The sequence below is a fragment of the Pseudomonas baetica genome (assembly GCF_019733355.1).
Classification (GTDB): domain Bacteria; phylum Pseudomonadota; class Gammaproteobacteria; order Pseudomonadales; family Pseudomonadaceae; genus Aquipseudomonas; species Aquipseudomonas baetica_A.
In genome coordinates this window covers 104,176-127,661 of record NZ_JAIHLQ010000016.1, presented here as the reverse complement: position 1 = coordinate 127,661, position 23,486 = coordinate 104,176, and the positions used below count along the sequence as shown (strand labels likewise).

At 59.5% G+C, this 23,486-nt stretch carries 18 protein-coding genes and 1 pseudogene; 18 read left to right on the top strand and 1 reads right to left on the bottom strand.

Annotation, left to right across the window (positions count from 1 at the left end; genetic code table 11):
- Positions 1–264: 264 nt before the first annotated feature.
- The 6 genes and pseudogenes from K5E40_RS16320 (at position 265) to K5E40_RS16295 (ending at position 8,320) form a co-directional block, all read left to right on the top strand.
- Positions 265–930: a histidine phosphatase family protein gene (locus tag K5E40_RS16320; protein ID WP_221731710.1), complete on the top strand. Its 666-nt coding sequence runs from the start codon at positions 265–267 to the stop codon at positions 928–930.
- Between the two features lie 275 nt (positions 931–1,205).
- Complete coding sequence (arnT, locus tag K5E40_RS16315; RefSeq protein ID WP_221731709.1) at positions 1,206–2,927, top strand: lipid IV(A) 4-amino-4-deoxy-L-arabinosyltransferase; 1,722 nt, start codon at positions 1,206–1,208, stop codon at positions 2,925–2,927.
- Positions 2,924–4,441 (top strand): annotated as a pseudogene (locus K5E40_RS16310) (ArnT family glycosyltransferase). Before arnT (K5E40_RS16315) ends, K5E40_RS16310 begins: the two are co-directional and overlap by 4 nt.
- Before the next feature lie 211 nt (positions 4,442–4,652).
- On the top strand, positions 4,653–5,666 hold the full coding sequence (locus K5E40_RS16305; protein WP_221731708.1) for an iron ABC transporter substrate-binding protein: 1,014 nt from the start codon (positions 4,653–4,655) through the stop codon (positions 5,664–5,666).
- Positions 5,667–5,669: 3 nt separating this feature from the next.
- Positions 5,670–7,265 (top strand): ABC transporter permease, encoded by a 1,596-nt coding sequence (locus K5E40_RS16300; RefSeq protein ID WP_409339140.1) that lies wholly within the window; start codon positions 5,670–5,672, stop codon positions 7,263–7,265.
- The gene (locus K5E40_RS16295; protein WP_221731706.1) at positions 7,262–8,320 is read left to right on the top strand and encodes an ABC transporter ATP-binding protein; all 1,059 of its coding nucleotides are present in this window, start codon (positions 7,262–7,264) and stop codon (positions 8,318–8,320) included. Before K5E40_RS16300 ends, K5E40_RS16295 begins: the two co-directional genes overlap by 4 nt.
- Here K5E40_RS16295 and xerC read toward each other — a convergent pair whose 3' ends face one another.
- Complete coding sequence (gene xerC / locus K5E40_RS16290) at positions 8,321–9,211, bottom strand: tyrosine recombinase XerC (RefSeq protein WP_221731813.1); 891 nt, start codon at positions 9,209–9,211, stop codon at positions 8,321–8,323.
- 430 nt (positions 9,212–9,641) lie between these two features.
- On the opposite strand from xerC, the gene arnB reads away from it, so the two are divergent.
- The 12 genes from arnB (at position 9,642) to K5E40_RS16230 (ending at position 23,485) form a co-directional block, all read left to right on the top strand.
- Entirely contained in the window at positions 9,642–10,790 is a 1,149-nt protein-coding gene (gene arnB / locus K5E40_RS16285) for a UDP-4-amino-4-deoxy-L-arabinose aminotransferase (protein WP_221731705.1), read from the top strand.
- On the top strand, positions 10,787–11,809 hold the full coding sequence (arnC, locus tag K5E40_RS16280) for an undecaprenyl-phosphate 4-deoxy-4-formamido-L-arabinose transferase (protein ID WP_221731704.1): 1,023 nt from the start codon (positions 10,787–10,789) through the stop codon (positions 11,807–11,809). Before arnB ends, arnC begins: the two co-directional genes overlap by 4 nt.
- Entirely contained in the window at positions 11,806–13,812 is a 2,007-nt protein-coding gene (gene arnA, locus K5E40_RS16275) for a bifunctional UDP-4-amino-4-deoxy-L-arabinose formyltransferase/UDP-glucuronic acid oxidase ArnA (RefSeq protein ID WP_221731703.1), read from the top strand. Before arnC ends, arnA begins: the two co-directional genes overlap by 4 nt.
- Positions 13,812–14,696 carry a 4-deoxy-4-formamido-L-arabinose-phosphoundecaprenol deformylase gene (arnD, locus tag K5E40_RS16270; RefSeq protein ID WP_221731702.1) on the top strand — a complete coding sequence of 295 codons (885 nt, stop codon included), beginning with the start codon at positions 13,812–13,814 and terminating at the stop codon, positions 14,694–14,696. Before arnA ends, arnD begins: the two co-directional genes overlap by 1 nt.
- A complete protein-coding gene (gene arnT / locus K5E40_RS16265; RefSeq protein ID WP_221731701.1) occupies positions 14,693–16,345 on the top strand; it encodes a lipid IV(A) 4-amino-4-deoxy-L-arabinosyltransferase in 1,653 nt (550 codons plus the stop codon). Before arnD ends, arnT (K5E40_RS16265) begins: the two co-directional genes overlap by 4 nt.
- Positions 16,342–16,686: a 4-amino-4-deoxy-L-arabinose-phosphoundecaprenol flippase subunit ArnE gene (arnE, locus tag K5E40_RS16260; protein ID WP_221731700.1), complete on the top strand. Its 345-nt coding sequence runs from the start codon at positions 16,342–16,344 to the stop codon at positions 16,684–16,686. Before arnT (K5E40_RS16265) ends, arnE begins: the two co-directional genes overlap by 4 nt.
- Positions 16,683–17,087: a 4-amino-4-deoxy-L-arabinose-phosphoundecaprenol flippase subunit ArnF gene (arnF, locus tag K5E40_RS16255; protein ID WP_221731699.1), complete on the top strand. Its 405-nt coding sequence runs from the start codon at positions 16,683–16,685 to the stop codon at positions 17,085–17,087. The genes arnE and arnF overlap by 4 nt, the downstream gene beginning before the upstream one ends.
- Complete coding sequence (locus tag K5E40_RS16250) at positions 17,084–18,463, top strand: UDP-glucose/GDP-mannose dehydrogenase family protein (RefSeq protein WP_221731698.1); 1,380 nt, start codon at positions 17,084–17,086, stop codon at positions 18,461–18,463. Before arnF ends, K5E40_RS16250 begins: the two co-directional genes overlap by 4 nt.
- The gene (locus tag K5E40_RS16245) at positions 18,460–20,058 is read left to right on the top strand and encodes a glycosyltransferase family 39 protein (RefSeq protein ID WP_221731697.1); all 1,599 of its coding nucleotides are present in this window, start codon (positions 18,460–18,462) and stop codon (positions 20,056–20,058) included. Before K5E40_RS16250 ends, K5E40_RS16245 begins: the two co-directional genes overlap by 4 nt.
- Before the next feature lie 111 nt (positions 20,059–20,169).
- Entirely contained in the window at positions 20,170–21,348 is a 1,179-nt protein-coding gene (locus tag K5E40_RS16240; protein WP_221731696.1) for an MFS transporter, read from the top strand.
- A gap of 155 nt (positions 21,349–21,503) precedes the next feature.
- Positions 21,504–22,190 carry an HPP family protein gene (locus K5E40_RS16235; protein ID WP_221731695.1) on the top strand — a complete coding sequence of 229 codons (687 nt, stop codon included), beginning with the start codon at positions 21,504–21,506 and terminating at the stop codon, positions 22,188–22,190.
- A 188-nt stretch (positions 22,191–22,378) separates the two neighbouring features.
- The gene (locus K5E40_RS16230; RefSeq protein ID WP_221731694.1) at positions 22,379–23,485 is read left to right on the top strand and encodes an enoyl-CoA hydratase/isomerase family protein; all 1,107 of its coding nucleotides are present in this window, start codon (positions 22,379–22,381) and stop codon (positions 23,483–23,485) included.
- Position 23,486: the final 1 nt, after the last annotated feature.

The window sequence follows — 23,486 nt, the reverse complement described above, 5'->3', positions numbered from 1 at the left end:
TTCATGCTTGCAGCTTTACCGGCACTGGCAACTTTTGTTAAGGGGGCTTCACGAATAAAACAGCAATTGAGTCTGGTTATCAAATAGCCGTTTTAGTTTGTTTGCTGATGCGCTCGCAAATTTTTCACATGTTCTTCACCACACCGCCATGATCATCAGCGCAATGTTCAGCCTCCATTCAAGTAAACAATCGTGAAGCTGGTTTAATCGTCATCCCTCCATTGCACCAGCGAGACTTCAAGTATCTAAACAAGGGGCAGTAACTTGATTGAGTCATTACAACTAAAAAAATCTGCCAAACAATGGCGTTTTCCCCGTCTGCGTCTCTTGCTAACGGCTTTTGGCCTGGTGCTGGTCACCGCGTTGGTCAGCGGTTTTGTCTGGTCGCAGCGTTCCCCAAAGGATTTGGGCAACGCCGCAAGCACCGTCACCGCCGAATGGATGAAAGCCTGGCAGGCTGGAGAAGTTGTCGCATTGGTGCGACATACCGAACGGTGTGACCGGTCAACCAACCTTTGCCTGGGGCCGGCAGACGGCATTACTCAGGTAGGACGTGACGCGGCTGTTGCCGTCGGACAAGGGTTCGTGCGGCTGGGCATGAAACAGGCCGAAGTGTTCAGCAGCCCGCTCACCCGTACCGCTCAAACCGCTCACTCCATGTTCGGCCAGGACGCCATCACTCAGGACTGGCTGGAGGTGTGTGGGCCGACGATGCGCAATGACGTCGTGGCGCACAAGACGGCACGTCATAACCTGGTGCTGATCACCCACAGCGGCTGCATCAGCGATTTTGAAAAGCAGACCGGTTACCCCCACGCGGTGACAGCTCAATACGGCAGTGCATTGTTGGTACGCATAGACCCCCAAGGCGAACTTAAAGTCTTGGGCATTTTGAATGAAAACGCGTGGTCGAAAATCGCCCAGCAATAAACCGATCAATGACTGCAGCAAAAATGAACGTCTCTCCGACTTGCCCCTTACTTTGTAATAATTGATTTCGTACATATTTGAACGCTGGACATTCGAGCTTTTTAAGCTTGTCTTAGCAAGGCGAACTTTGTGCTGGAAGCAGAAAAGTTCGCTGAATACAGGAAATGTCTGTCGGACTTAACTTACTTGCATTCATCCACCAATAACGCGCTCGCCTCGGATTGTGCCAAGCGCGTTATTGAAACAAACACCCTGCTCTGCCCCAAGGTCCAGTCATGACGTCTGAGAATAATCCACTGCGCCACACTGCCCGCATCTCACCGCTACTCAATGCACCCTCCCTCGCCGAACGCCTGGCGATCCCGGGCCTGATACTCGCCTTCGTGGTGTTTTACCTGCTGCCGCTGATGAGTCACGGCTTGTGGATCCCCGATGAAACCCGTTACGGCCAGATCAGCCAGGAAATGCTGCTGAGCGGCAACTGGGTTGCACCGCATTTCATGGGCATTCGTTATTTTGAAAAACCGATTGCCGGTTACTGGATGATCGCCATCGGTCAGGCGATTTTCGGCGACAACCTGTTCGGCGTGCGGATCGCCTCGGCACTGAGTACCGGCGCAAGCGTCTGGTTGGCCTATCTCATAGCGCGCCGTTTGTGGAATAACCCGCGAATCAGCGCAGCCGTCGCTCTGCTGTACATGAGCTTCGGCCTGATCGCCGGGCAAGCCGGTTATGCCAATCTCGATCCGCAATTCACGCTATGGGTCAACCTGAGTCTGGTCGCGGTGTGGTTTGCCATCGACAGTTCCACTCCCCGCGCCCGCCTCGGCAGTTGGGCCCTGTTGGGGGTCGCCTGTGGCATGGGCCTGATGACCAAGGGCTTTCTCGCGTTGCTATTGCCGGTGCTGGTCGCCCTGCCCTACATGATCTGGCAACGCCGGTTTGGCGAACTGTTGCGTTACGGCCCGGTGGCGGTGCTGGTCGCAGCCATCGTCAGCGTACCTTGGGCATTAGCCGTTTATTACCGAGAACCGGACTTCTGGCGGTTCTTCTTCTGGCATGAGCACATCCGCCGTTTTGCCGCCGGCGCCGCCGCGCAGCATGCACGTCCGTGGTGGTTCTACCTGCCGCTGCTTTTTGCTTCCAGCCTGCCGTGGGCCGTGCTCCTGCCCTCGACCATCATCCGCACCTGGCGCGAGAGGCACGACCCGAAAATCGCCTTCGTTGCCCTGTGGTTTCTGCTGCCCCTGGCATTTTTCAGCCTGAGCAGCGGCAAACTGCCGACGTACATCATGCCGTGCCTGTTACCTTTGGCTCTGGTGATGGGGCGCACGGTGATCAACTGGCTGGACGAGCGAAAGGCGCGGGTACTGCGCCTGAACGGCGTGATCAATACCGTGCTGGCGAGTGTTGCGCTGATTGCGCTGCTCTACCTGCAGGCCACCAAAGAGATTTACCAAAATACCGAGATGTTCAGCCTGTCGTTGGCCTACATCGTGCTGATTGGCTGGATCATCGCCAACGCGCTGCAGGTGCTGCGGCCACTGACGTTGTGGGCAATGCCGGCGTTGGGGATAGGCTTGTTGATCGCGCTGTTGCCTGCGGCGATGCCCGCGCAGATCGTCGACAGCAAGATGCCGGATCAGTTTATTGCCGAGCATCAGCAGGCGCTGAGCGAAACCACCTCGCTGCTGAGTAACGACCTCGGTGCGGCGTCAGCCCTGGCGTGGCGCTTGAAACGACCGCAGGTGGATCTGTTCAACACGGTCGGCGAACTCAAGTACGGTCTCGACGACCCGGCCATGGCCTCACGCAAGGTCAGTCTCGACGGCGTCGGCCAGTGGATGACAGAAGCGCGCAAGAAAGGCTCGGTGGGGGTGGTGATGCGGGTCAACAGCGCCCAGGAGTTCCAGGAAATTGAGTTGTTGCCGGTGGACGGCAAGCACTTTCAGCGGGGCAACCTGCAAATTTTCATCTTTGCGCAGAGCCAGCCATGACATCGAGTGCCAATGATCGGCGTGCCTTGCTGATCCTTCTCGCCGCCACCGCGCTGATGTTGCTGCTGGGGCTGGGCAGCCGTGAACTCTGGGGCGCGGAGACCCGCTGGGCCAACATCGCCTTGCAGATGCTGCAAAGCGGTGACTATTTCGACCCGTATCTCAAAGGCGATCCGTACTACGACAAGCCGCTGCTGTCGTATTGGCTGATCACCGCTTCAGCCTGGCTGATGGGCGGTTTGGGGCACTGGTCGTTACGGTTGTCTTCGGTCATCGCGGCATGGCTGAGTGTTTGGCTGGTGTATCTGATCGGCGAGCAGCTATTTCGCAAAGGCACGGGATTGATCGCAGGGTGGATGCTCGCCACGACCTTCTATTTTGTTTTCTGGGCGCGGGTCGCCACCGCCGACATCCTGACGGTGTGCGGCGTACTGGCTGCGTTCTGGTGGTATTGGCGCGGGCCGGAGGACACCCGGCTCTGGCGTTACGTCGTCTTCTTCGGGCTGCTGTCGCTGACGTCGCTGTTCAAGGGGCTGATCGGATTCATCCTTCCGGGCCTGCTGCTGTTGCCGCACCTGCTCAGCGAAGGCCGCTGGAATCGTCATTTGAATGGACGTCTGGCGGTAGCGCTGGTGATCGCCGGGGCGTTTTACATGCTGCCGTTCCTGCTGTCCCACCTTTATGGCGCGGCGAATTACAGCCAAAGCGGTCTGGGCCTGGTACTGCGTGAAAACGTCGTGCGGTTCTTCTAGCCGTTCGACAACATGGGCCCGATTTACACTTATCTGCTCTATCTGCCGGTTTATACGTTGCCATGGGCGCCGTGCTGGATCATTGCGCTGTGGGTCGCCGCGCGGCGCTGGCGCCACATCGAACCCGACACCCGTTGGCTGATCCAGGGCCTGGCCCTACTGATGCTGTTTTTCACCGCCAGTGGCAGTCGCCGCAGTTACTACGTACTGCCGCTGGTACCTTTCGCGCAACTGCTCGGTGCGTGGTGGATCACGCGGCGCATGGCGGCGCGCAATACCCAGGGGCGCGGATGGACGAGAGGATTCGCTGCGGCCACCGTCGTGCTGGTCGCCGTGCTCGGCGTCATCTATCCATGGACCAATAGCGGTGGCGGTGCGATTCGCTTTGGCGAAACCGTGCGCGAGCAGGCCAGCCTGCAGGCGCCACTCAATCAGTGGCGCATGGTGATGGTCGAGGTCGACAACAAAGTGCCGATGTACCTGCAAACCGGTGGCGCGCCCTTCTACTATGTGCCGCAAAGCCGTGATTTTCCGCGCACCGGCAGTTCGGCGCAGATGATGGCGTGGCTGGAACGCACCAGCGGCGAGCACTGGAATCCGCAACGCACAATCATCGTTGCCCAGTACCGCAAAGGCGACCCACTGCCGCTCCAATACCTAAGCGCCGATCACCAGATCGTCACCACCACCCCCACGCGTGGCGAGCAGTTTTTCCACGGGCGCACAGACCAAAGCATCGCGTACATCCCCAATCCCTCCTGAATAACCTGACGTTGAATGACGCACGGCAATCGTGCGTCTGCGACGCCGCTGGCAATCTGAATAGAAATGACATGTATTAACGGTGCGTTTGACGTTTTTTTCTCATTTGTTTCTCTACATTGCCGACGGCCCAACATATGCAAATCATTCGCATTGAAGTCTGCGCGCGAGTGCTTGCCCATAACGTCTGAAAATCAGGAGCGTTCTCGTCATGAATCCACAGTTTCCGTCCTTTCTGAAGCGCGCGTTGCTCGCCACCGCCCTGCTCGGTGCGGGCCAGACGTTCGCAGCTGATAGCGTTGGCCTGCTGGTCTACAACGCACAGCACGAAAGCCTGACCAAGGCCTGGGTCGCCGGGTTCACTCAAGAGACCGGTATTCCCGTGACGATTCGTAATGGCGATGACACCGAGATGGGCAATCAGCTCGTACAGGAAGGCTCGGCCTCACCGGCAGACGTGTTCCTCACCGAGAACTCACCGGCGATGGTGCTGGTCGACAACGCCAAACTGTTCGCCCCCGTAGCGCCGAAAACGCTGGAACAAGTGGATTCGGCGTACCGCCCGGCCCACGGGCGTTGGGTCGGTATCGCAGCGCGTTCGACGGTGTTCGTCTACAACCCGGCCAAACTGGCGGAAAAAGACTTGCCCAAATCCCTGCTCGATCTGGCAGAACCCGGCTGGAAAGATCGCTGGGCCGCCTCCCCTGCCGGTGCCGACTTCCAGGCGATCGTCGCCGCCGTACTTGAGCAGAAAGGTGAAGCCGCCACGCTCGATTGGCTCAAAGGCATGAAAGCCAATGCCTCCGTGTATCGCGGCAACAGCGCCGTGCTCAAAGCGGTGAACGCCGGGCAGATCGACAGCGGCGTGATCTATCACTATTACAGCTTCGTCGATCAGTCCAAAACCGGCGAAAACAGCAAGAACACCCGACTGCATTACTTCAAACATCAGGATCCGGGTGCATTCGTGAGCATTTCCGGCGCAGGCGTGCTGGCCTCCAGCAAACACCAGGAGGAGGCCCAGCAGTTCCTCAACTACATCACGGGCAAACAAGGTCAGGAGATTCTGCATAGCGGCAATTCGTTTGAATACGCCGTGGGCAAAGGCGCACCGTCCAATGCGAAGCTGACGCCGCTGAAAGATCTGGATGCGCCCAAAGTCGATGCGTCGAAACTCGACAGCCAAAAAGCCGTCGAGCTGATGACCCAGGCAGGACTGCTGTAAGTGCTGCCGCAAACCTTACCTGCACAAGTTGCCGCGACCACGGGTGCCCACCGCCCGCGCAGAGCCCGCGCCCTGACGGGGCGTCGGGGCTCGTGGGTGGTCGCCCTGGCGATTGGGGTTTCATTGTTGTCGCTGCTACCGATTGCGTTTGTGGTCGGTGTGTCGTGGGCCACGGGTTGGGCGACCATCGAAGCGTTGGTGTTTCGCCCTCGGGTAGCCGAGTTGTTGATCAACACTGTGCTGCTGGTGTTGATCACTCTGCCGCTGTGCATCGTGATCGGCACCGCGCTCGCGTGGCTGACTGAGCGCACTAACCTGCCCGGTCGGCGCTTTTGGTCCTTATTGGCCGTCGCGCCGCTGGCGGTGCCTGCGTTCGTTCACAGTTATGCGTGGGTCAGTCTGATTCCATCGATTCACGGACTGCCGGCCGGTGTGCTGGTCTCGGTGATCGCCTATTTCCCGTTTCTTTATCTGCCGATTGCGGCAACGTTGCGTCGACTTGATCCGGCCATTGAAGACGTCGCCGAATCCCTGGGTCTCAAACCGTGGGCGGTGTTTTTCAGGGTGGTATTGCCGCAGTTGCGCCTGGCGATTTGCGGCGGTGCCTTGCTGGTCGGCCTGCATTTGCTCGCCGAATACGGCCTCTACGCGATGATCCGTTTCGACACCTTCACCACGGCTATTTTCGATCAGTTCAAATCGACCTTTAACGGCCCGGCGGCAAACATGCTGGCCGGGGTTCTGGCGCTGTGTTGCCTGGCGATGCTGACGGTCGAATCTGCCGCCCGTGGTCAGGCGCGTTATGCCCGCGTGGGTTCAGGCAGTGCGCGTGAACAACGCACGGTGCATTTGGGCAGCGGCACCGTTGCACTCGGGCTGACCCTGCAAACCGTGATCGCTCTGCTCGCCCTCGGTGTGCCTTTACTGACGTTGGGGCGTTGGCTCGTCACTGGCGGCGTTGGGGTCTGGCAAGGCGCTGAGTTGTTGCCCGCGTTACTGCAAACCCTGTCATTGGGCGTGGCCGGTGCACTGTTGACCAGCCTGGCGGCAATTCCGATTGCCTGGCTGTCGATCCGCGCACCGGGCAGGTTGCAGCGCCTGCTTGAAGGCTGCAACTACATCACCAGTTCGCTGCCAGGAATCGTTGTGGCGCTGGCGTTGGTGACGATCACTATCCATTTCGCCCGGCCGATCTACCAAACCACCATCACTGTGCTACTGGCCTATCTGCTGATGTTCCTGCCACGGGCGCTGGTCAGCCTGCGTGCCGGTTTCGCCCAAGCGCCGGTGGAGTTGGAAAACATCGCGCAAAGCCTCGGCCGCTCACCGTTACGCGCCTTGTGGCTGATCACCTTGCGCCTGGCCGCACCGGGCGCAGCGGCAGGTGCCGCGTTGGTGTTTCTGGCGATCACCAATGAACTGACGGCGACCCTGCTGCTCGCACCCAACGGCACTCGGACATTGGCCACTGGCTTCTGGGCCATGACCAGCGAAATCGACTACGCCGCTGCGGCGCCTTATGCACTGTTGATGGTGCTGCTGTCGCTGCCGCTGACGGCCATTCTCTATCACCAATCCAGGCGCACCGCTGGCCGATGAACGCACTCGAACTGATTTCCCTGAGCAAATCCTTTGGCGCACAGAAAGCGCTGGATAACATCTGTCTGTCCGTCCCCACCGGCAGCCGCACGGTCATCGTCGGCCCTTCCGGCTCCGGCAAAACCACGTTGCTGCGAATGATCGCCGGATTCGAATTTCCTGATGCCGGCAGCCTGTTGCTTAACGGTCAGGTGCTGGTAGACAGCACTCATGCGGTGCCGGCGTATCAACGTCAGATCGGCTACGTGCCGCAGGACGGCGCACTGTTTCCGCACATGACCGTCGCCGCCAACATCGGCTTTGGGCTGACGCTGACGGGTGAGGCTCGAAATGAACGCATCGCACAGCTGATGGACAGCGTATCGCTGGAGGCCAACATGGCGGGTCGATGGCCCCACGAATTGTCCGGCGGCCAGCAACAAAGGGTTTCACTCGCCCGGGCACTGGCCCAGCAGCCCCGACTGATGCTTCTCGATGAGCCGTTTTCTGCCCTTGATACCGGCCTGCGCAGCGCCATGCGCAAAATGGTCGCGCGGCTGCTCGAAGACGCTGGCGTCACCACGATCCTGGTCACCCATGACCAGGGTGAGGCGTTGTCGTTTGCCGATCAATTGGCGGTCATGCGTGCCGGGCGTCTGGTGCAATCCGGGCATCCCATGGATCTCTACCGATACCCGGACGATGAGCAGACCGCGCATTTTCTCGGCGAAGCCGTCGTGATGCCGGCGCGGATCGAATTCGGTTGGGCCCATTGCGAGCTGGGCGCGGTGCCGGTCAACAGCGACGGTTTCATCGGCAATGCACAGATCATGTTGCGCCCCGAGCAATTGCAGTTGTCCGACGCCATGACCAGCACCAAAGGCTGTCATGCGGTGGTCACTGAGCGGGAGTTCGCGGGTAACACCTGCACATTGACGGTCGAACTACGCGCAGAAACCAGCCATGGCCCTGGCCGTTCACTGTTGGTGCGCAGCTCCGGCATGCACGCGCCGCCGGCCGGTAGCGAGGTTCATCTGTCGGTACTCGGCGCGGCCCATGTGTTGGCGATGGCCTGATCACAGATCGAAGCGATCCACCGCACGCCGCCGCTCGTTGTCATCACGCACGTCGTAGTTGGCGGTCGTCTGGATATTGCTGTGGTGCGCCAGTTTCTGTGCAATCGACAGATCATGTTCTTCGATGACGCGGGTGATGAATGAGCGCCGGAAGTCGTGGGGCATGATTTTTACCCCGACCTGCGTGCCACGCTGACGGGCGATGTAATAGATCGCGTGTTTAGTGATGCGCTCGCGGGTGATATGGCTGCCACGGCGGATGCGGTTGAACAGAAACGCATCGTCGCTCTCGCCTTCCTTGAGTTGCGAACGGCGCAATTCCAGCCATGCATTGAGCTTGGCAAACGCCCAAGCGGGGGCGTACTTGATCAGTTGCTTGTTGCCCTTGCCCACCACGGTCAGGCTGCGCTCGCTGAAGTCGACCTGGTTCAGATCCAGGTCCACCGACTCTGACTTGCGCATGCCGGTGCCGTACAGCAACGCAATCACCGCCGCGTCGCGCAGCCCTTGCGGACGAGGGTCGGCGGCGCAGACTTCCATCAACTCATGGATCAGCGTGCGCTTTAGATTTCGGCCCTGAGACAGTCGCGTGCCGGCAATACCTTTTACCGAACGCATCTTTAACAGGTGATCCTGACTAATCAGGCTCATGCGCCAGGCTTCGTTCATGACGCCGCGCACGGCATTTACATAAAGCGAAGACGTATTCGGCGCATAGTTGTCTTCGCGCAATGCCGCGACTAACGCAACAACATCTTCCGGTTGTAAAGCGTGCCAGGGAATGTCCTCGACATTCATGTCTTCGAAGCCGAGACGGTCAGCGGCGTCCTGCAGAACATAGCGCATGGTCAGTTGGCTGGAGGGGGCCAAGCGCGCCAGATACAGAGACATCGGATTGGTTTTTGGCGGTTCTGTCGGTGTAAGGGGTAAGTCAATCAAACGAAATGCCTTGAGTAAAAACTGTTCAATACAACAACTTTAAAATGTAATGTTTTTAATATAAGCCGATTAATTCCGTAAGACTTTTCCTGCAAAAAAATCAATAAAAGGCAGAAGTCTGAACAGTGGCTTAATGAACTTTAGATAAATGAATCGCCGACTACTTTTTCATATTCCTTTCACAAAATCGGGCATAACCTTAAGCCCGATAGAGCCAGCGGCGGCAGCGAACAAACTGCCGGGCGAGGCTCAAAAAGTCAACCAAAGCCCGACGTCAGGTTGTTCTAACAACCCGTTGATGCAGAAAAGAATTCTACGTCTACGCTGGTACTGGATCCGATGAAAATCGTGAGGCTTTCTTTTTTTTCGCATTGAGGTGCCCATGAGTCAGGCGTTTCTCCCCTTCTCCCGCCCGAGTATCGGCGATGAAGAAATTGCAGCCGTCGAGCAAGTATTGCGCTCGGGTTGGATCACCACCGGACCGAAAAACCAGGCACTTGAAGAACAGTTCGCCCAATACGTGGGGTGCCATCATGCCGTGGCACTGTCTTCGGCTACCGGCGGGATGCATATTACGTTGCTGGCGTTGGGCATCGGCCCTGGCGATGAAGTCATTACGCCGTCGCAAACCTGGGTGTCGACCGCCAACATGATCTCGCTGATCGGCGCCAAACCGGTGTTTGTCGACGTCGACCGCGACACCTTGATGACCGACGTTGCGCGCATCGAAGCGGCCATCACCCCACGCACCAAAGCGATTATTCCGGTGCATTACGCCGGTGCCGCGTTCGATCTCGATCCGCTGTACGCCCTGGCCGACAAGCACGGTATCGCAGTGATCGAAGACGCGGCCCATGCCGCCGGCACCCGCTATAAGGGCCGCCACGTTGGCGCGCAAGGCACAGCCATCTTTTCCTTCCATGCGATCAAGAACATGACCTGCGCCGAAGGCGCGATGTTCGTCACCGACGATGAAGCCCTGGCCAGTCGCGTGCGCATGCTCAAATTCCATGGTCTGGGCGTCGATGCCTACGACCGCCTGACCGGTGGGCGCAAGCCACAGGCGCAAGTGATGGAGCCGGGTTTCAAATACAACCTGGCCGACATCAACGCAGCGATTGCATTGGTGCAGTTGCAGCGCCTCGACGCGATCAACGTCCGCCGTACCGAGTTGGCTACTGCCTACCGACAAAAACTTGAAGGCCTGCCGGTGCAGCCACTGGCCGTGCCCGACTACGCGCAACAGCACGCCTGGCACCTGTTCATCCTGCGCATCGACAGCGAGCGTTGCGGCATGGACCGCGAAGCCTTCATGAAAGGTTTGCAGGATCAGGGCATCGGCACCGGTATCCATTTTATCGCCACCCACCTGCACACCTGGTATCGCCAGCGTGACCCCGACCTGTACCTGCCCAACACCGAATGGAACTCGGCGCGGCTGTGCTCGATTCCGCTGTTCCCCGACATGACCGATCAAGACCTTGATCGCGTGGTCGGCGCCATCGCCACCCTAATGGACAAACGCCTGTGAAACCTTACCCAATCCGTTGCGTGTCGATCGTTATCCCGGTCTACAACGAACAGGAGAGCCTGCCGGAACTGCTGCGCCGCACCGAAGCGGCCTGCCGGCTGCTGCGTCACGACTTTGAAATTGTCCTCGTGGACGATGGCAGTCGCGACGACTCCGCCATGCTTCTTGAAGAAGCCGCCACCCGCGAAGACAGCCCGTTTGTGGCGGTCATCCTCAACCGCAACTACGGCCAGCACGCGGCAATCATGGCCGGTTTCGAACAGTGCAAGGGCGACGTGGTCATCACCCTCGACGCCGACCTGCAGAACCCGCCAGAAGAAATCCCGCGACTGGTGGCCGAAGCCGAAAAGGGTTACGACGTGGTCGGCACCGTGCGCGGTAACCGTCAGGACTCGGCCCTGCGCCGCTATCCGTCGAAGCTGATCAACCTTGCCGTGCAACGCTCAACCGGCGTCGCCATGAGCGACTACGGCTGCATGCTGCGCGCCTACCGCCGCACGATCATCGACGCGATGCTCGCCTGCCGCGAACGCAGCACATTCATTCCGATTCTGGCCAACAGCTTCGCCCGCCACACCACGGAAATCGTCGTCGCCCACGCTGAGCGTGAGCATGGCGATTCGAAGTACAGCCCGATGCGCCTGATCAACCTGATGTTCGACTTGATCACCTGCATGACCACCACACCGCTGCGTTTGCTGAGCATTGTCGGCTTCGCGATGGCTGGGCTGGGCGTGCTGTTTGCGGTGGCGTTGATCGTACTGCGGCTGGCCTTCGGCGCCGGTTGGGCCGGTGACGGCACGTTCGTGCTGTTCGCCGTGCTGTTCGTGTTCACCGGCGGCCAGTTCATCGGCATGGGCCTGCTCGGCGAATACCTGGGCCGCATGTACAGCGATGTGCGCGCCCGCCCGCGTTTCTTCATTGAAAAAGTGTTGCGCAGCCACGCCGATAGCCCGGCGCCTGCCGTCACTGTTGATGGTCTCTCTTCTTCCTCTACTACCGGTCAGGTTCACTCATGAGTGCAAAAACTGTTGTCTTCGCTTACCACGATATTGGCTGCGCCGGCATTCAAGCCCTGCTCGACAGCGGCTTTGACATCGCAGCGGTGTTCACTCACGCCGACGACCCGAAAGAAAACGCCTTCTACAGTTCTGTGGCGCAACTGTGCGCCAACAAAGGTATCCCGGTTCACGCGCCGGAAGACGTTAACCACCCACTGTGGATCGAGCGCATTGCCAAACTCGACCCTGAGTACATTTTCTCGTTCTACTACCGCAACCTGCTGAGCGAGCCGCTGCTGGCCCTCGCCAAAAAAGGCGCGTTCAACCTGCATGGTTCATTGTTGCCGCGCTACCGTGGCCGCGCTCCGGCGAACTGGGTGCTGGTCAACGGCGAAACCGAAACCGGGGTGACCCTGCACCGCATGGTCAAACGTGCCGATGCCGGCGCCATCGTTGCTCAGCAACGCGTCGCCATCGAACGCAGCGACACCGCACTGAGCCTGCACGGCAAACTGCGCACTGCCGCCGCTGATCTGTTGCGCGACACCTTGCCAGCCATGCTGCAAGGCAAGATCAGCGAAACGCCGCAAGACGAATCCAAAGCCACAGTGTTTGGGCGTCGTACGCCGGCGGACGGCAAACTGGTCTGGGCGAAGCCGGCCGAGCAACTGTTCAATCTGACTCGCGCCGTGACTCAGCCGTATCCGGGCGCTTTCTGCGCCGTGGGCGAACACAAACTCATCGTCTGGAGTGCCGAAGTCGTCAAAGGCAATGAAGGCCAGGCCCCGGGCCGGGTGATCAGTGTCGATCCGCTGCGCATTGCCTGCGGTGAAGATTCGCTGGTGATCCTCTCCGGTCAGCGCAACGACAACGGTCTGTTCCTCAGTGGCCCGCAACTGGCCAACGAATTGGGTCTGGTCGACGGCTCGTTGCTGCGCGGCGCTGAATCCGGTCGTGGGCCACGCCGTACTCGCGTGCTGATCCTGGGCGTCAACGGTTTCATCGGTAATCACCTGTCCGAGCGCCTGCTGCGTGATGATCGCTACGAGGTCTACGGTCTGGACATCGGCTCGGATGCCATCGACCGTCTGCGCAGTCATCCGCACTTCCACTACGTTGAGGGCGACATCAGCATTCACTCCGAGTGGATCGAGTACCACATCAAGAAGTGCGACGTGGTGCTGCCACTGGTGGCCATCGCCACGCCGATCGAATACACCCGCAATCCGCTGCGCGTGTTCGAACTCGACTTCGAAGAAAACCTGAAACTGGTGCGCTACTGCGTCAAGTACAACAAGCGCGTGATCTTCCCGTCGACATCGGAAGTCTATGGCATGTGCCAGGACAAGAATTTCGACGAAGACACGTCAAACCTGATTGTTGGCCCGATCAACAAACAGCGCTGGATCTATTCGGTATCCAAGCAACTGCTGGACCGGGTGATCTGGGCTTATGGCGCCAAGGGCCTGAACTTCACCCTGTTCCGCCCTTTCAACTGGATGGGGCCGCGCCTTGATCGTCTGGATTCGGCGCGTATCGGCAGCTCCCGTGCAATCACCCAACTGATCCTCAACCTGGTGGAAGGCACGCCGATTCGCTTGTTCGACGGTGGCGAGCAGAAACGCTGCTTCACTGACATCGCCGACGGCGTCGAAGCACTGGCGCGGATCATCGATAACGACAACGACGCCTGCAACGGCCAGATCATCAACATCGGCAACCCGGACAACGAAGCGAGCATCCGTCAGTTGGGCGAAGAGCTGCTGCGTCAGTTCGAAGCCCACCCGCTGCGCGACAACTTCCCGCCGTTCGCCGGTTTCCGCGACGTCGAGAGCAAGGCGTTCTACGGTGCCGGTTATCAGGACGTCGAACACCGCAAACCGAGCATTGCCAACGCCAAGCGCCTGTTGAACTGGGAGCCGACCGTTGAGATGCGCGAGACCATTGGCAACACGCTCGACTTCTTCTTGCGCGAGGCCATGTGCGAAATCGCGGAGAGCTCCGATAAAGAGGCACGCTGATGCAGGCAGGTCTTCGTATCGATGTCGACACCTACCGCGGCACCCGTGAAGGTGTGCCGCGACTGTTGGAGATGCTCGACGAGGCGCAGGTCAAGGCAACGTTTTTCTTCAGTGTCGGCCCGGACAACATGGGCCGGCATCTGTGGCGCCTTATCCGCCCGCAGTTCCTCTGGAAAATGCTGCGTTCCAACGCTGCCGGCCTGTACGGCTGGGACATTCTGCTGGCCGGCACTGCCTGGCCCGGCAAACCGATTGGCCGCGATCTCGGGCACCTGATGCGTCAGGCCCGGGACGCCGGTCATGAAGTCGGTCTGCACGCCTGGGATCACCATGGCTGGCAGGCCAATGCCGGGCGTTGGAGCGACAAGCAACTGATCGAGCAGATTCGTCAGGGTGTCGACACCTTGAGCGACATTCTTGGGCAGAAGATTGAATGTTCGGCCGCCGCCGGTTGGCGTGCGGACGAGCGCGTGATCGAGGCCAAGCAAGCTTTCGGCTTTCGCTACAACAGCGATTGCCGTGGGCAGCGGATGTTCCGCGCGCTGTTGGCTGACGGCACACCGGGCACGCCACAGATACCGGTGGACTTGCCGACCTTCGACGAAGTCGTCGGCCCGAGCGTAGCTGCGCAGGACTTCAATGCGTACATCCTCGATCGCTTGCGCCCGGAAAACCTCAACGTCTATACCATTCATGCCGAAGTAGAAGGGATTCTGATGGCTCAGGATTTTCGTCAATTGCTGGCCGAGGCACGCCAGCGAAACATCGAGTTCAACCCTTTGGGCAACTTGTTGCCCGAGTTCCTCAACACCTTGCCCGTGGGCCGCGTAGAGCGCGGCGCCCTCGACGGCCGTGAAGGCTGGCTGGGAGTGCAAGGCGCATGACTCAACGCTGGACATTGCCGCTGCTGTTGCTGGTTTTTTTCCTGCTCGCTTATTTGCTGCCGCTGGGCACTCACGGTTTGTGGATTCCAGACGAGACCCGCTACGCACAAATCAGCCAGGACATGCTCCTGAGCGGTAACTGGGTGTCGCCGCACTTCATGAGCCTGCGCTATTTCGAGAAGCCGATTGCCGGGTACTGGATGATCGCGCTGGGTCAGGAGCTGTTCGGGCAAAACCTGTTCGGTGTGCGCTTTGCCTCGGCATTGAGCACCGGTTTGAGCGTGTTGCTGTGCTTCTTGATCGCTCGGCGCTTGTGGAACGAGCCGCGCAAAAGCTTTGTCTGCGCCCTGCTCTACATGAGTTTCACAATCGTTGCCGGGCAGGCCGGTTACGCCAACCTCGATCCGCAATTCACTTTCTGGGTCAACTTGAGCCTGGTCGCGCTGTGGTTTGCCGTCGACAGTCACACCGGCGGCAAGCGCCTGGCCGCTTGGGCGTTGTTGGGACTGGCCTGCGGCATGGGGTTCATGACCAAGGGTTTTCTCGCCTGGCTGCTGCCGGTGCTGATCGCCTTGCCGTGGATGCTCTGGCAAAAACGTTGGCGTGAATTGCTGATGTACGGCCCGGTGGCGATTGCTGTCGCGATCATCGTCAGCCTGCCGTGGGTGCTCTCGGTGCATGCGCAAGAACCGGATTACTGGCGGTTCTTCTTCTGGCACGAACACATCCGTCGCTTTGCCGGTGACGATGCCCAGCACGATGCGCCGTGGTGGTTTTACCTGCCGCTGCTGGTGGCATTCAGTCTGCCGTGGGTTGGCCTGTTGCCGACGGCGTTCAAGCAGGCTTGGCAAACCCGCGCTCAGCCCCAAGTCGTGTTCCTGCTGCTGTGGCTGCTGATGCCGCTGCTGTTTTTCAGCTTGAGCAACGGCAAGTTGCCGACTTACATCCTGCCCTGCCTGCTGCCGATGGCGTTGCTGCTCGGTCATGCGCTGGCCGACCGTTTACGTCTTGAGCAAGGCCGGGCGCTGAGCATCAATGGTCTGCTGAACCTATTGTTGGGGCTGGTGACGCTGATCGCAGTGGTCTACCTGCAATTGAAAAAACCGCTGTACGACCACGAATTGCACAACATGGTGCTGGTGTTCATTGCCCTGACCGGCTGGATCATCGCCAACCTGCTGCAAGCCTTCCGTCCTCTGCAATGCTGGGCGGCACCGGCGTTCGGCAGCCTGTTGCTGATTGGCGTGTTGCCGGCCGCGCTGCCCAAATCGGTGGTCGCCAACAAGATGCCCGATCAGTTCATCCGTCATCACGTCACTGAACTGGCACAAACCACGCACTTGTTGAGCAACGATCTGGGCGCGGCCTCGGCCCTCGCCTGGCGCCTGAAACGCCCGCAGGTCGCGCTGTACAACACGATAGGCGAACTGAAATATGGCCTTGCCTATCCTGACGGCATTCAACAACGGGTCGATTCCGATCAAGTGCAACAGTGGATGCACGAGGCTCGCCGCAGCGGTTCGGTCGGCGTGGTGATGCGCGTCAAGGGGCAGGAAGAACTGGACGAAATCGACAAACTGCCCAAGGACGGCATCCGTTACGAGCAGGGCAATCTGGTGATCATGATCCTACCCAAGGAGGCGTCATGAGCCTGTTGCTGCTATTGGTCGCGTGCCTGCTGACCTGTCTGGGTCAGGTGGCGCAAAAATACGCGGTGGAGAGTTGGCGCGGCGTTGATTCGTCCTGGGCTGAAAAACTGCGTTCGCCGTGGTTGTGGCTTGCACTTTTGGCGCTGGGCAGTGGCTTGCTGGTCTGGCTGTTGGTATTGCAGCGTCTGGAAGTCGGCATTGCCTACCCGATGCTCAGCCTCAACTTCGTGCTGATCACGTTGATCGCCCGCTTCGTTTTCCGCGAACACATTGACCGCCGGCATTGGCTGGGGGTAGCGCTGGTGATCGGCGGTGTCGTACTGCTGGGGCAACAATCATGAGCCAACGTCGTGGGATCGCCTTCGCCATGAGCAGCGTGTTGCTGGTCAGCGCGGCGCAACTGGGCATGCGTTGGAGCATGACGCGCCTGCCAGCACCTGAGCAATGGCTGGCGCTGGACGGCATCGACCTGCACGCATTGGCGGTCGTGTTCACGGCCATTTTCGCCTACGCCCTGTCGATGCTGTGCTGGCTCGCCGCGCTGCGCGATCTGCCATTGGGCCGCGCGTATTCACTGCTGAGCATCAGCTATGCGCTGGTGTACCTGCTGGCGGCCAGTCTGCCGCTGTTCAACGAATCCTTCAGTTTCACTAAATCACTGGGCGTGGCGCTGGTCATGCTCGGGGTCATCACCATTAACACTCGTCCGGCTCGTGCGCCCGAATTCAGGAGTGCTCCATGAAAATCACAGTGTTTGGAAGCGGTTACGTCGGTCTGGTACAAGCGGCTGTGTTGGCCGAGGTCGGGCATGACGTCGTGTGCATGGACGTCGACCAGAAGAAGGTCGATCTGCTCAAGCAAGGCCATGTCAGCATCTTCGAACCGGGGCTGGCCAGCCTGGTGCGCGAAGGTCTGGATTCGAAACGCCTGCAATTCACCACCGATGAACAACTCGCCGTGCAACACGGTCGCGTTGCGTTCATCGCGGTCGGCACGCCGTCCCGAGAGGACGGCTCGGCCGACCTGCGCTACGTGCTGTCAGTCGGTGACGCGATTGCCCGTCATCGTGAGCAACCCCTGATCCTGGTGGAGAAATCCACGGTACCGGTGGGCACCGGCGACAGGCTGCGCGCGCACCTCGAAAAGGCGCTGGTCAAGGCGGGTCGGCTGCTGCAGTTCGATATCGTCTCCAACCCGGAGTTTCTCAAGGAAGGCTCGGCCGTTGCCGACTGCCGCCGTCCGGACCGCATCGTCATCGGCTGTGAAGGTGACGAAGTGCGTGACGTGATGCGCGATCTGTACTCGCCATTCAACCGCAACCATGACCGCATCATGTTCATGGACCTGCGCAGCGCCGAGCTGACCAAGTACGCCGCCAACTGCATGCTGGCGACGAAGATCAGCTTCATCAACCAGATCGCCGAACTCGCCGAACACCTGGGCGCCGATATCGAGTCGGTCCGTCAGGGCATCGGCGCCGATACGCGTATTGGCTACCACTTCATCTACCCGGGCTGCGGTTATGGCGGTTCGTGCTTCCCCAAGGACATGCGTGCGCTGATCCACAGTGCCGAAGAGGCGCATTGCTCCAGCGACTTGTTGCAAGCGGTCGAGGCGATCAACCAGCGGCAGAAGCACAAGTTGTTCGAGCGCATCAACGCGTTCTACAAAGGTGATCTGCGCGGCAAGACCTTTGCCCTCTGGGGCTTGGCGTTCAAGCCCAACACCGACGACATGCGCGATGCGCCGAGCCGGGTTTTGCTTGAAGAGTTGTGGGCCGCCGGTGCCAGCGTGCGTGCGTTCGACCCCGAAGCCATGCAGGAAACCCAGAACCTGTACCCCAACGAACTGAAACTGATGCTCATGGGCACACCGGAATCGGTATTGCCGGGTGCTGATGCGCTGATCATCTGTACCGAATGGCAGCAATTCAAGGCGCCGGATTTCGACTTGATCAAACAGCGCCTCAATTCCCCAGTGATCTTCGACGGACGCAACCTGTACGACGCTGACCGTCTGGCACGTAACGGTTTCCACTACTTCCCGATGGGCCGTGGTGAATCGCGCACATTGCCGATCCCGCTGCAACAGTGGCCTCACACGTCAGACGTCGCTTGATCACGTTGTCGCCTGCCATCCGCCAACAGTCCCTGATCGCGGGACTGTTGGCATTTTTGTTATTTGTCGCTGGGGTCTACGGGCAGGCCCCTATCGGTTTTGACTCGCGTTTTGTGCTGTTCGCTCAGGAGATGCTGCGCCACGGGCCGACGGTGTTTCCCACGACGTATGGTCAGCCGTATGCCGATTACTCGGCGCTGTCGACGCTCTTTATCTGGTGTTTGTCGTTGCCGTTCGGTGCGGTCAATGCGTTCACTGCATGGGCACCGAGTGCCGTCGCCGGCGCGGTGATCGTGACACTGATGTACCGGCTCTTGGCGCCCTACTCGCGCCGTTGGGCGCTTATCAGCATTTTGTTGCTGATACTGACCGGCACTTTTGTCACCGAAGTGCGTGCTGTGTCTCAGGACTTGATGCTCGCCGCCGTGGCTTTTGCGGTGTTCTACCTCGGTTATGCCCATGAACATTTCGGCGGCGGACGTCGTTGGCCGCTGATTTTCGTGCTGCTGTTGCTCGGCTTCGGCATTCGCGGGCCGATCGGGTTGGTGGTCCCGACCGGAATGCTATGCAGTTATTACCTGCTCAACCGACAGTGGTCGCGGTTGTTCGTGTTTGGTCTGTTGGCCTCAGTGCTGCTGGTGGCGTGTGTGGGCCTGCTGCTGTGGTTTGCCAGACTCAGCGGCGGGCCAGTATTTATGCAGGACGTGATTCGCATGCAGTTCATGGGGCGCATGGACGGCAGCGAAGGCGTCAGCGGTTCGCTGTATTACTTCACCAGTTCGCTGGGCAACTATGCGCTGGCATATCCCTTGGCCTTACTGGCGTTGGCGGCTGCTTGGCTGAGCAAACCACAGCAGCGCGGGCCGGCCTTGCGGCTGGTGCAGTATTGCGCGGCGGCCGGGCTGATCGTGATGGTCGGGTTGTCGATTCCGCAGGCGAAAAAGGCACGGTATCTGCTGCCGATGTTGCCGATGGCGGCGATCATCGCGGCGTATCCATTTCAGGTTGCTCAAGGTCGGGGGTTCGCGTGGCTGCGCGGTTTGATACTTGGCCTCTGGCTGGCAACGCCCGGATTGTTGATATTGGCCTTGCTGCTCGCAAAGAAGCGTTTCCCCGAGCAACTGGGCGAAATCACCCTCGTTATGATCGTGTTGGGCGCCCTCCAATTGGCGGCGTTGTGGCGGTTGTTGAGGCCCCGCTGGCGCGCTGAAACATTGGCACTGTGTTCAGTGCTGGCGTTGTGGACGGTGTATGCGTCAGTGTTTGAACCGGTTGAGCGCCGGCTGTATGACACACAGACCTTCAGTCGTGCCGCGTTTGCCCAGGTTCAGCAAAACCCTGCACCGTTGGTGCTGCACGGGATGGGCAAGGACGCCAAGGCGATCAAGTTCATGGTCAACATCGAACAGGATCTGCAACCGCAGTTCACCGAAACCGCACAGGAGCTGGAAGCGCTTAAAGGCCCGGCGTGGCTGATCATGGATCGCAGTGATTTCCTGACATTGAAGGGGTCGTCACTCGGTTCGTTACAACCGGTACTGAGCGGCGCCTTTGATAAAAACAACTACGTCCTGTTGTACCTCAAGCCCTTGTAGCCGCTAACCACCCTCCCCACCATCGGGAGGGTTCAGCTTGACCGGTGGCCTGTGCGCGGCGAGGATGGCCGCGCGCCAGCCGAGCGCTGAAATAAGGACATTGACCTCTTCATGGCCACCTACTCACGCCTCATCCGCCGGTTGATGATCAGCTCGCTGACCGTCGTCATCAGCCGCGCCCTGATCAGCCCGCTACTGACCCTGTTCCTAAGCAACAAACTGGGCCTCAACCCGCAGGATGTTGGTTTGCTGCTAGGCATCGCGGTGTTCAGTGCCACGCTGTTGTCGCTGTATGGCGGCTACATCATCGACCGGCTGGACAAGCGCCAATTGCTGATCCTGACCATGCTGTCCAGCGGTATCGGCCTTATCCTGCTGACCTTTGCGCAGAACCTGTATCTGGTCACGTTGGTGCTGATCATCAGTGAAACCGCCTCGGCGCTGTTCCTGATTTGCTCCAAGGCGATCCTCAGCGAAAACTTGCCGGTGGGTCAGCGGGTCAAGGCGTTTTCACTGACCTACACGCTGACCAATATCGGTTATGCCGTCGGCCCAATGATGGGTGTGGTGATTGCCGGTATCCAGCCGTCGGCCCCCTTCATCGTTGCTGGCATGATCGCCATTGGCAGCATTTTTTTGCTGCTCGGTGCCTCACGGGAGGCAAAACCGATATCAACGGTCGGCCAGCCACAAAGCTTTGTGAATACGCTGATCATCCTGAAGAACGACCGCACGATGATCCTGTTCACCCTCGGTTGTCTGCTCAGCACGCTGGTACACGGACGCTTCACCTTATACCTGTCTCAATATCTGCTGGTCACCCAAACGCAGCAACAGACCCTGGACACCATGGCCGCCCTGCTCGCCTGCAACGCAATCACGGTGATTTTGCTGCAATACCAGATCGGGCGCCTGCTCACCCGCGAGCACCTGCGCTTCTGGATTGCGGGGGGCACTGCATTGTTCATCGTTGGCCTGATCGGCTTCAGTCTGGCTGACAGCCTCGTCGGCTGGTGCGTGGCGATGTTCATCTTCACCCTCGGCGAGATGATCATTTACCCGGCGGATTTCCTCTTCGTCGACACCCTGGCCCCTGAAGAACTGCGCGGCAGTTACTACGGGGCACAGAACCTGGCGGCACTGGGCGGCGGTGCGAGCCCCGTAATGTGCGGGTTTCTGCTAATGCACACACCCGCGCCGAGCATGTTTTATGCCTTGAGCACTCTGGCCGCATTAGGCGGTTACCTCTGTTACATCAGTGGTCGTCGTGTCGCTTCAGTGCAAAATTAATGCACTAAAACTGCATTAATATGAATTTGTCAGCATAGAGATTGATCGGCACACTGTGCGCGTTCCTCCCCCAATGTTGGAACAACTTCGAGGGCTTTCCGGATTGCCGGACAAGTCCTTTTTTTTGCCCGGATTTTTTACAGGATCGGTTTCACATGCTCGCTCGCTGGTTGCCCGCCGCCATCAACACCCGCCCCACCGAATGGAGCCGCGCCGCTATCGGCATGGCGTTGGGCACGTTGTTCAGCGTGTGGCTGTGTGCGCAGGTGTTTGGCCATGACGTGGCTTATCACCTGATCGGGCCGTTGGGTGCGTCGGCGGTGTTGCTGTTTGCCGTATCGTCCGGGGCGCTCGCCCAGCCGTGGTCGATCATCGGCGGTTATCTGTGCGCAGGTGGGGTGGCGATATTGGTTGCCCACGTACTCGGACGAACCCTTGGTAGCGCATGCCTGGCGGCGGGCATGGCGTTGATCCTGATGTGCTGGCTGCGGTGCCTGCACCCACCGGCCGGTGCGTTGGCACTCACCTTGGTGCTGGCCGATCCCGCCACCATCGCCATGGACTGGAAAGCCATGGCGCCCGCGATGCTCGGCGCGGCGAGCATGCTGCTCAGTGCGCTGGCCTACAACAACCTCACACGCATTCGCTATCCAAAACGCCCCGCCGAACTTGCGCCAGCGGTCGCCCCGGTCGACAGCCAGGCGATCACCGCCCAAGACCTGAAACGGGCACTGGCCGACATGGACGCGTTCATCGACGTCACGCCTGAGGATCTTGAACGGCTGATCCATGCCAGTGAACTGCATGCCAAACGGCGCAGTATTGGTGAAGTTTTCAGCTGACAGCCGCCTGCATCAATGTGGCGAAGGAGGCACTTCCCTCGCCACAACGGCAATCTTGTACCCAAGGCAAAAACGCAGACAGCCCCTGCACATATCCCCGTTGTACACGGCAAATTTGCACTGTTACGATCGACCAACGCTCGCGCGCGAGCTTCTCGAATAAAGACAATAAAAGCAGGGAGTTAGTGATGACTGCTCAGGCTTCATCCCCGAGGACTTTGTCCATGGATGCCACGCAAAACGAAGTGCTGGCCGAGGTTCGCAACCACATCGGTCACCTGACCCTCAACCGCCCCGCCGGCCTCAATGCCATCACCCTCGACATGGTTCGTCTGCTGCAACAGCAACTCGACGCCTGGGCCACGGACGCCAATGTCCACGCCGTGGTACTACGCGGTGCCGGTGAAAAAGCCTTCTGCGCCGGTGGCGACATTCGTTCGCTGTACGACAGCTTCAAAAGCGGCGATAGGCTGCACGAAGATTTCTTCGTCGAGGAATATGCCCTCGACCTGACGATCCACCATTACCGCAAACCAGTGCTCGCGCTGATGGACGGTTTTGTCCTTGGCGGCGGCATGGGGCTGGTGCAAGGCGCCGATCTGCGGGTTGTCACTGAGAAGAGCCGTCTGGCGATGCCGGAAGTGGCCATCGGTTATTTCCCGGATGTAGGCGGTAGCTATTTCCTGTCGCGCATTCCCGGTGAGCTGGGGATTTATCTGGGCGTCAGCGGCGTGCAGATTCGCGCCGCTGATGCGCTGTATTGCGGGCTGGCCGACTGGTACGTCGACAGCGACAAACTGGCGACCCTCGATGAGCAACTCGATCATCTGCAATGGAGTGACACGCCGCTGAAGGATCTGCAGAACCAGCTCGCCAGAATGGGCGTACAAACCCTGCCCGATGCGTCATTGCAAAAGCTGCGACCGGTCATCGACCATTTTTTCGCCCTGCCGGATGTGCCGAGCATGGTCGAGCAACTGCGCGCTGTGACCGTGGCCGACAGCCACGAATGGGCGACCACTACGGCTGATCTGCTGGAAACCCGTTCGCCATTAGCCATGGCGGTCACCCTGGAAATGCTTCGTCGCGGCCGGCATCTGAGCCTGGAACATTGCTTTGCCCTCGAACTGCATTTGGATCGCCAGTGGTTCGCGCGCGGCGATTTGATCGAAGGCGTGCGCGCCCTGCTGATCGACAAAGACAAGACACCTCGCTGGAACCCCCCGACCCTCGCCGCGCTGGACGCTGCGCATGTCGCGAGTTTCTTCCACGGTTTTGATGAGAGCGGGAGCTGAG

Bases quoted from the DNA above. Each gene is read 5' to 3' on its own strand.
- arnT (WP_221731709.1), top strand. From the start codon at position 1,206: ATGACGTCTGAGAATAATCCACTGCGCCACACTGCCCGCATCTCACCG.
- K5E40_RS16305 (WP_221731708.1), top strand. From the start codon at position 4,653: ATGAATCCACAGTTTCCGTCCTTTCTGAAGCGCGCGTTGCTCGCCACC.
- K5E40_RS16295 (WP_221731706.1), top strand. From the start codon at position 7,262: ATGAACGCACTCGAACTGATTTCCCTGAGCAAATCCTTTGGCGCACAG.
- xerC (WP_221731813.1), bottom strand. From the start codon at position 9,211: ATGTCTCTGTATCTGGCGCGCTTGGCCCCCTCCAGCCAACTGACCATG.
- arnB (WP_221731705.1), top strand. From the start codon at position 9,642: ATGAGTCAGGCGTTTCTCCCCTTCTCCCGCCCGAGTATCGGCGATGAA.
- arnA (WP_221731703.1), top strand. From the start codon at position 11,806: ATGAGTGCAAAAACTGTTGTCTTCGCTTACCACGATATTGGCTGCGCC.
- arnD (WP_221731702.1), top strand. From the start codon at position 13,812: ATGCAGGCAGGTCTTCGTATCGATGTCGACACCTACCGCGGCACCCGT.
- arnT (WP_221731701.1), top strand. From the start codon at position 14,693: ATGACTCAACGCTGGACATTGCCGCTGCTGTTGCTGGTTTTTTTCCTG.
- arnE (WP_221731700.1), top strand. From the start codon at position 16,342: ATGAGCCTGTTGCTGCTATTGGTCGCGTGCCTGCTGACCTGTCTGGGT.
- arnF (WP_221731699.1), top strand. From the start codon at position 16,683: ATGAGCCAACGTCGTGGGATCGCCTTCGCCATGAGCAGCGTGTTGCTG.
- K5E40_RS16250 (WP_221731698.1), top strand. From the start codon at position 17,084: ATGAAAATCACAGTGTTTGGAAGCGGTTACGTCGGTCTGGTACAAGCG.
- K5E40_RS16240 (WP_221731696.1), top strand. From the start codon at position 20,170: ATGGCCACCTACTCACGCCTCATCCGCCGGTTGATGATCAGCTCGCTG.
- K5E40_RS16235 (WP_221731695.1), top strand. From the start codon at position 21,504: ATGCTCGCTCGCTGGTTGCCCGCCGCCATCAACACCCGCCCCACCGAA.
- K5E40_RS16230 (WP_221731694.1), top strand. From the start codon at position 22,379: ATGACTGCTCAGGCTTCATCCCCGAGGACTTTGTCCATGGATGCCACG.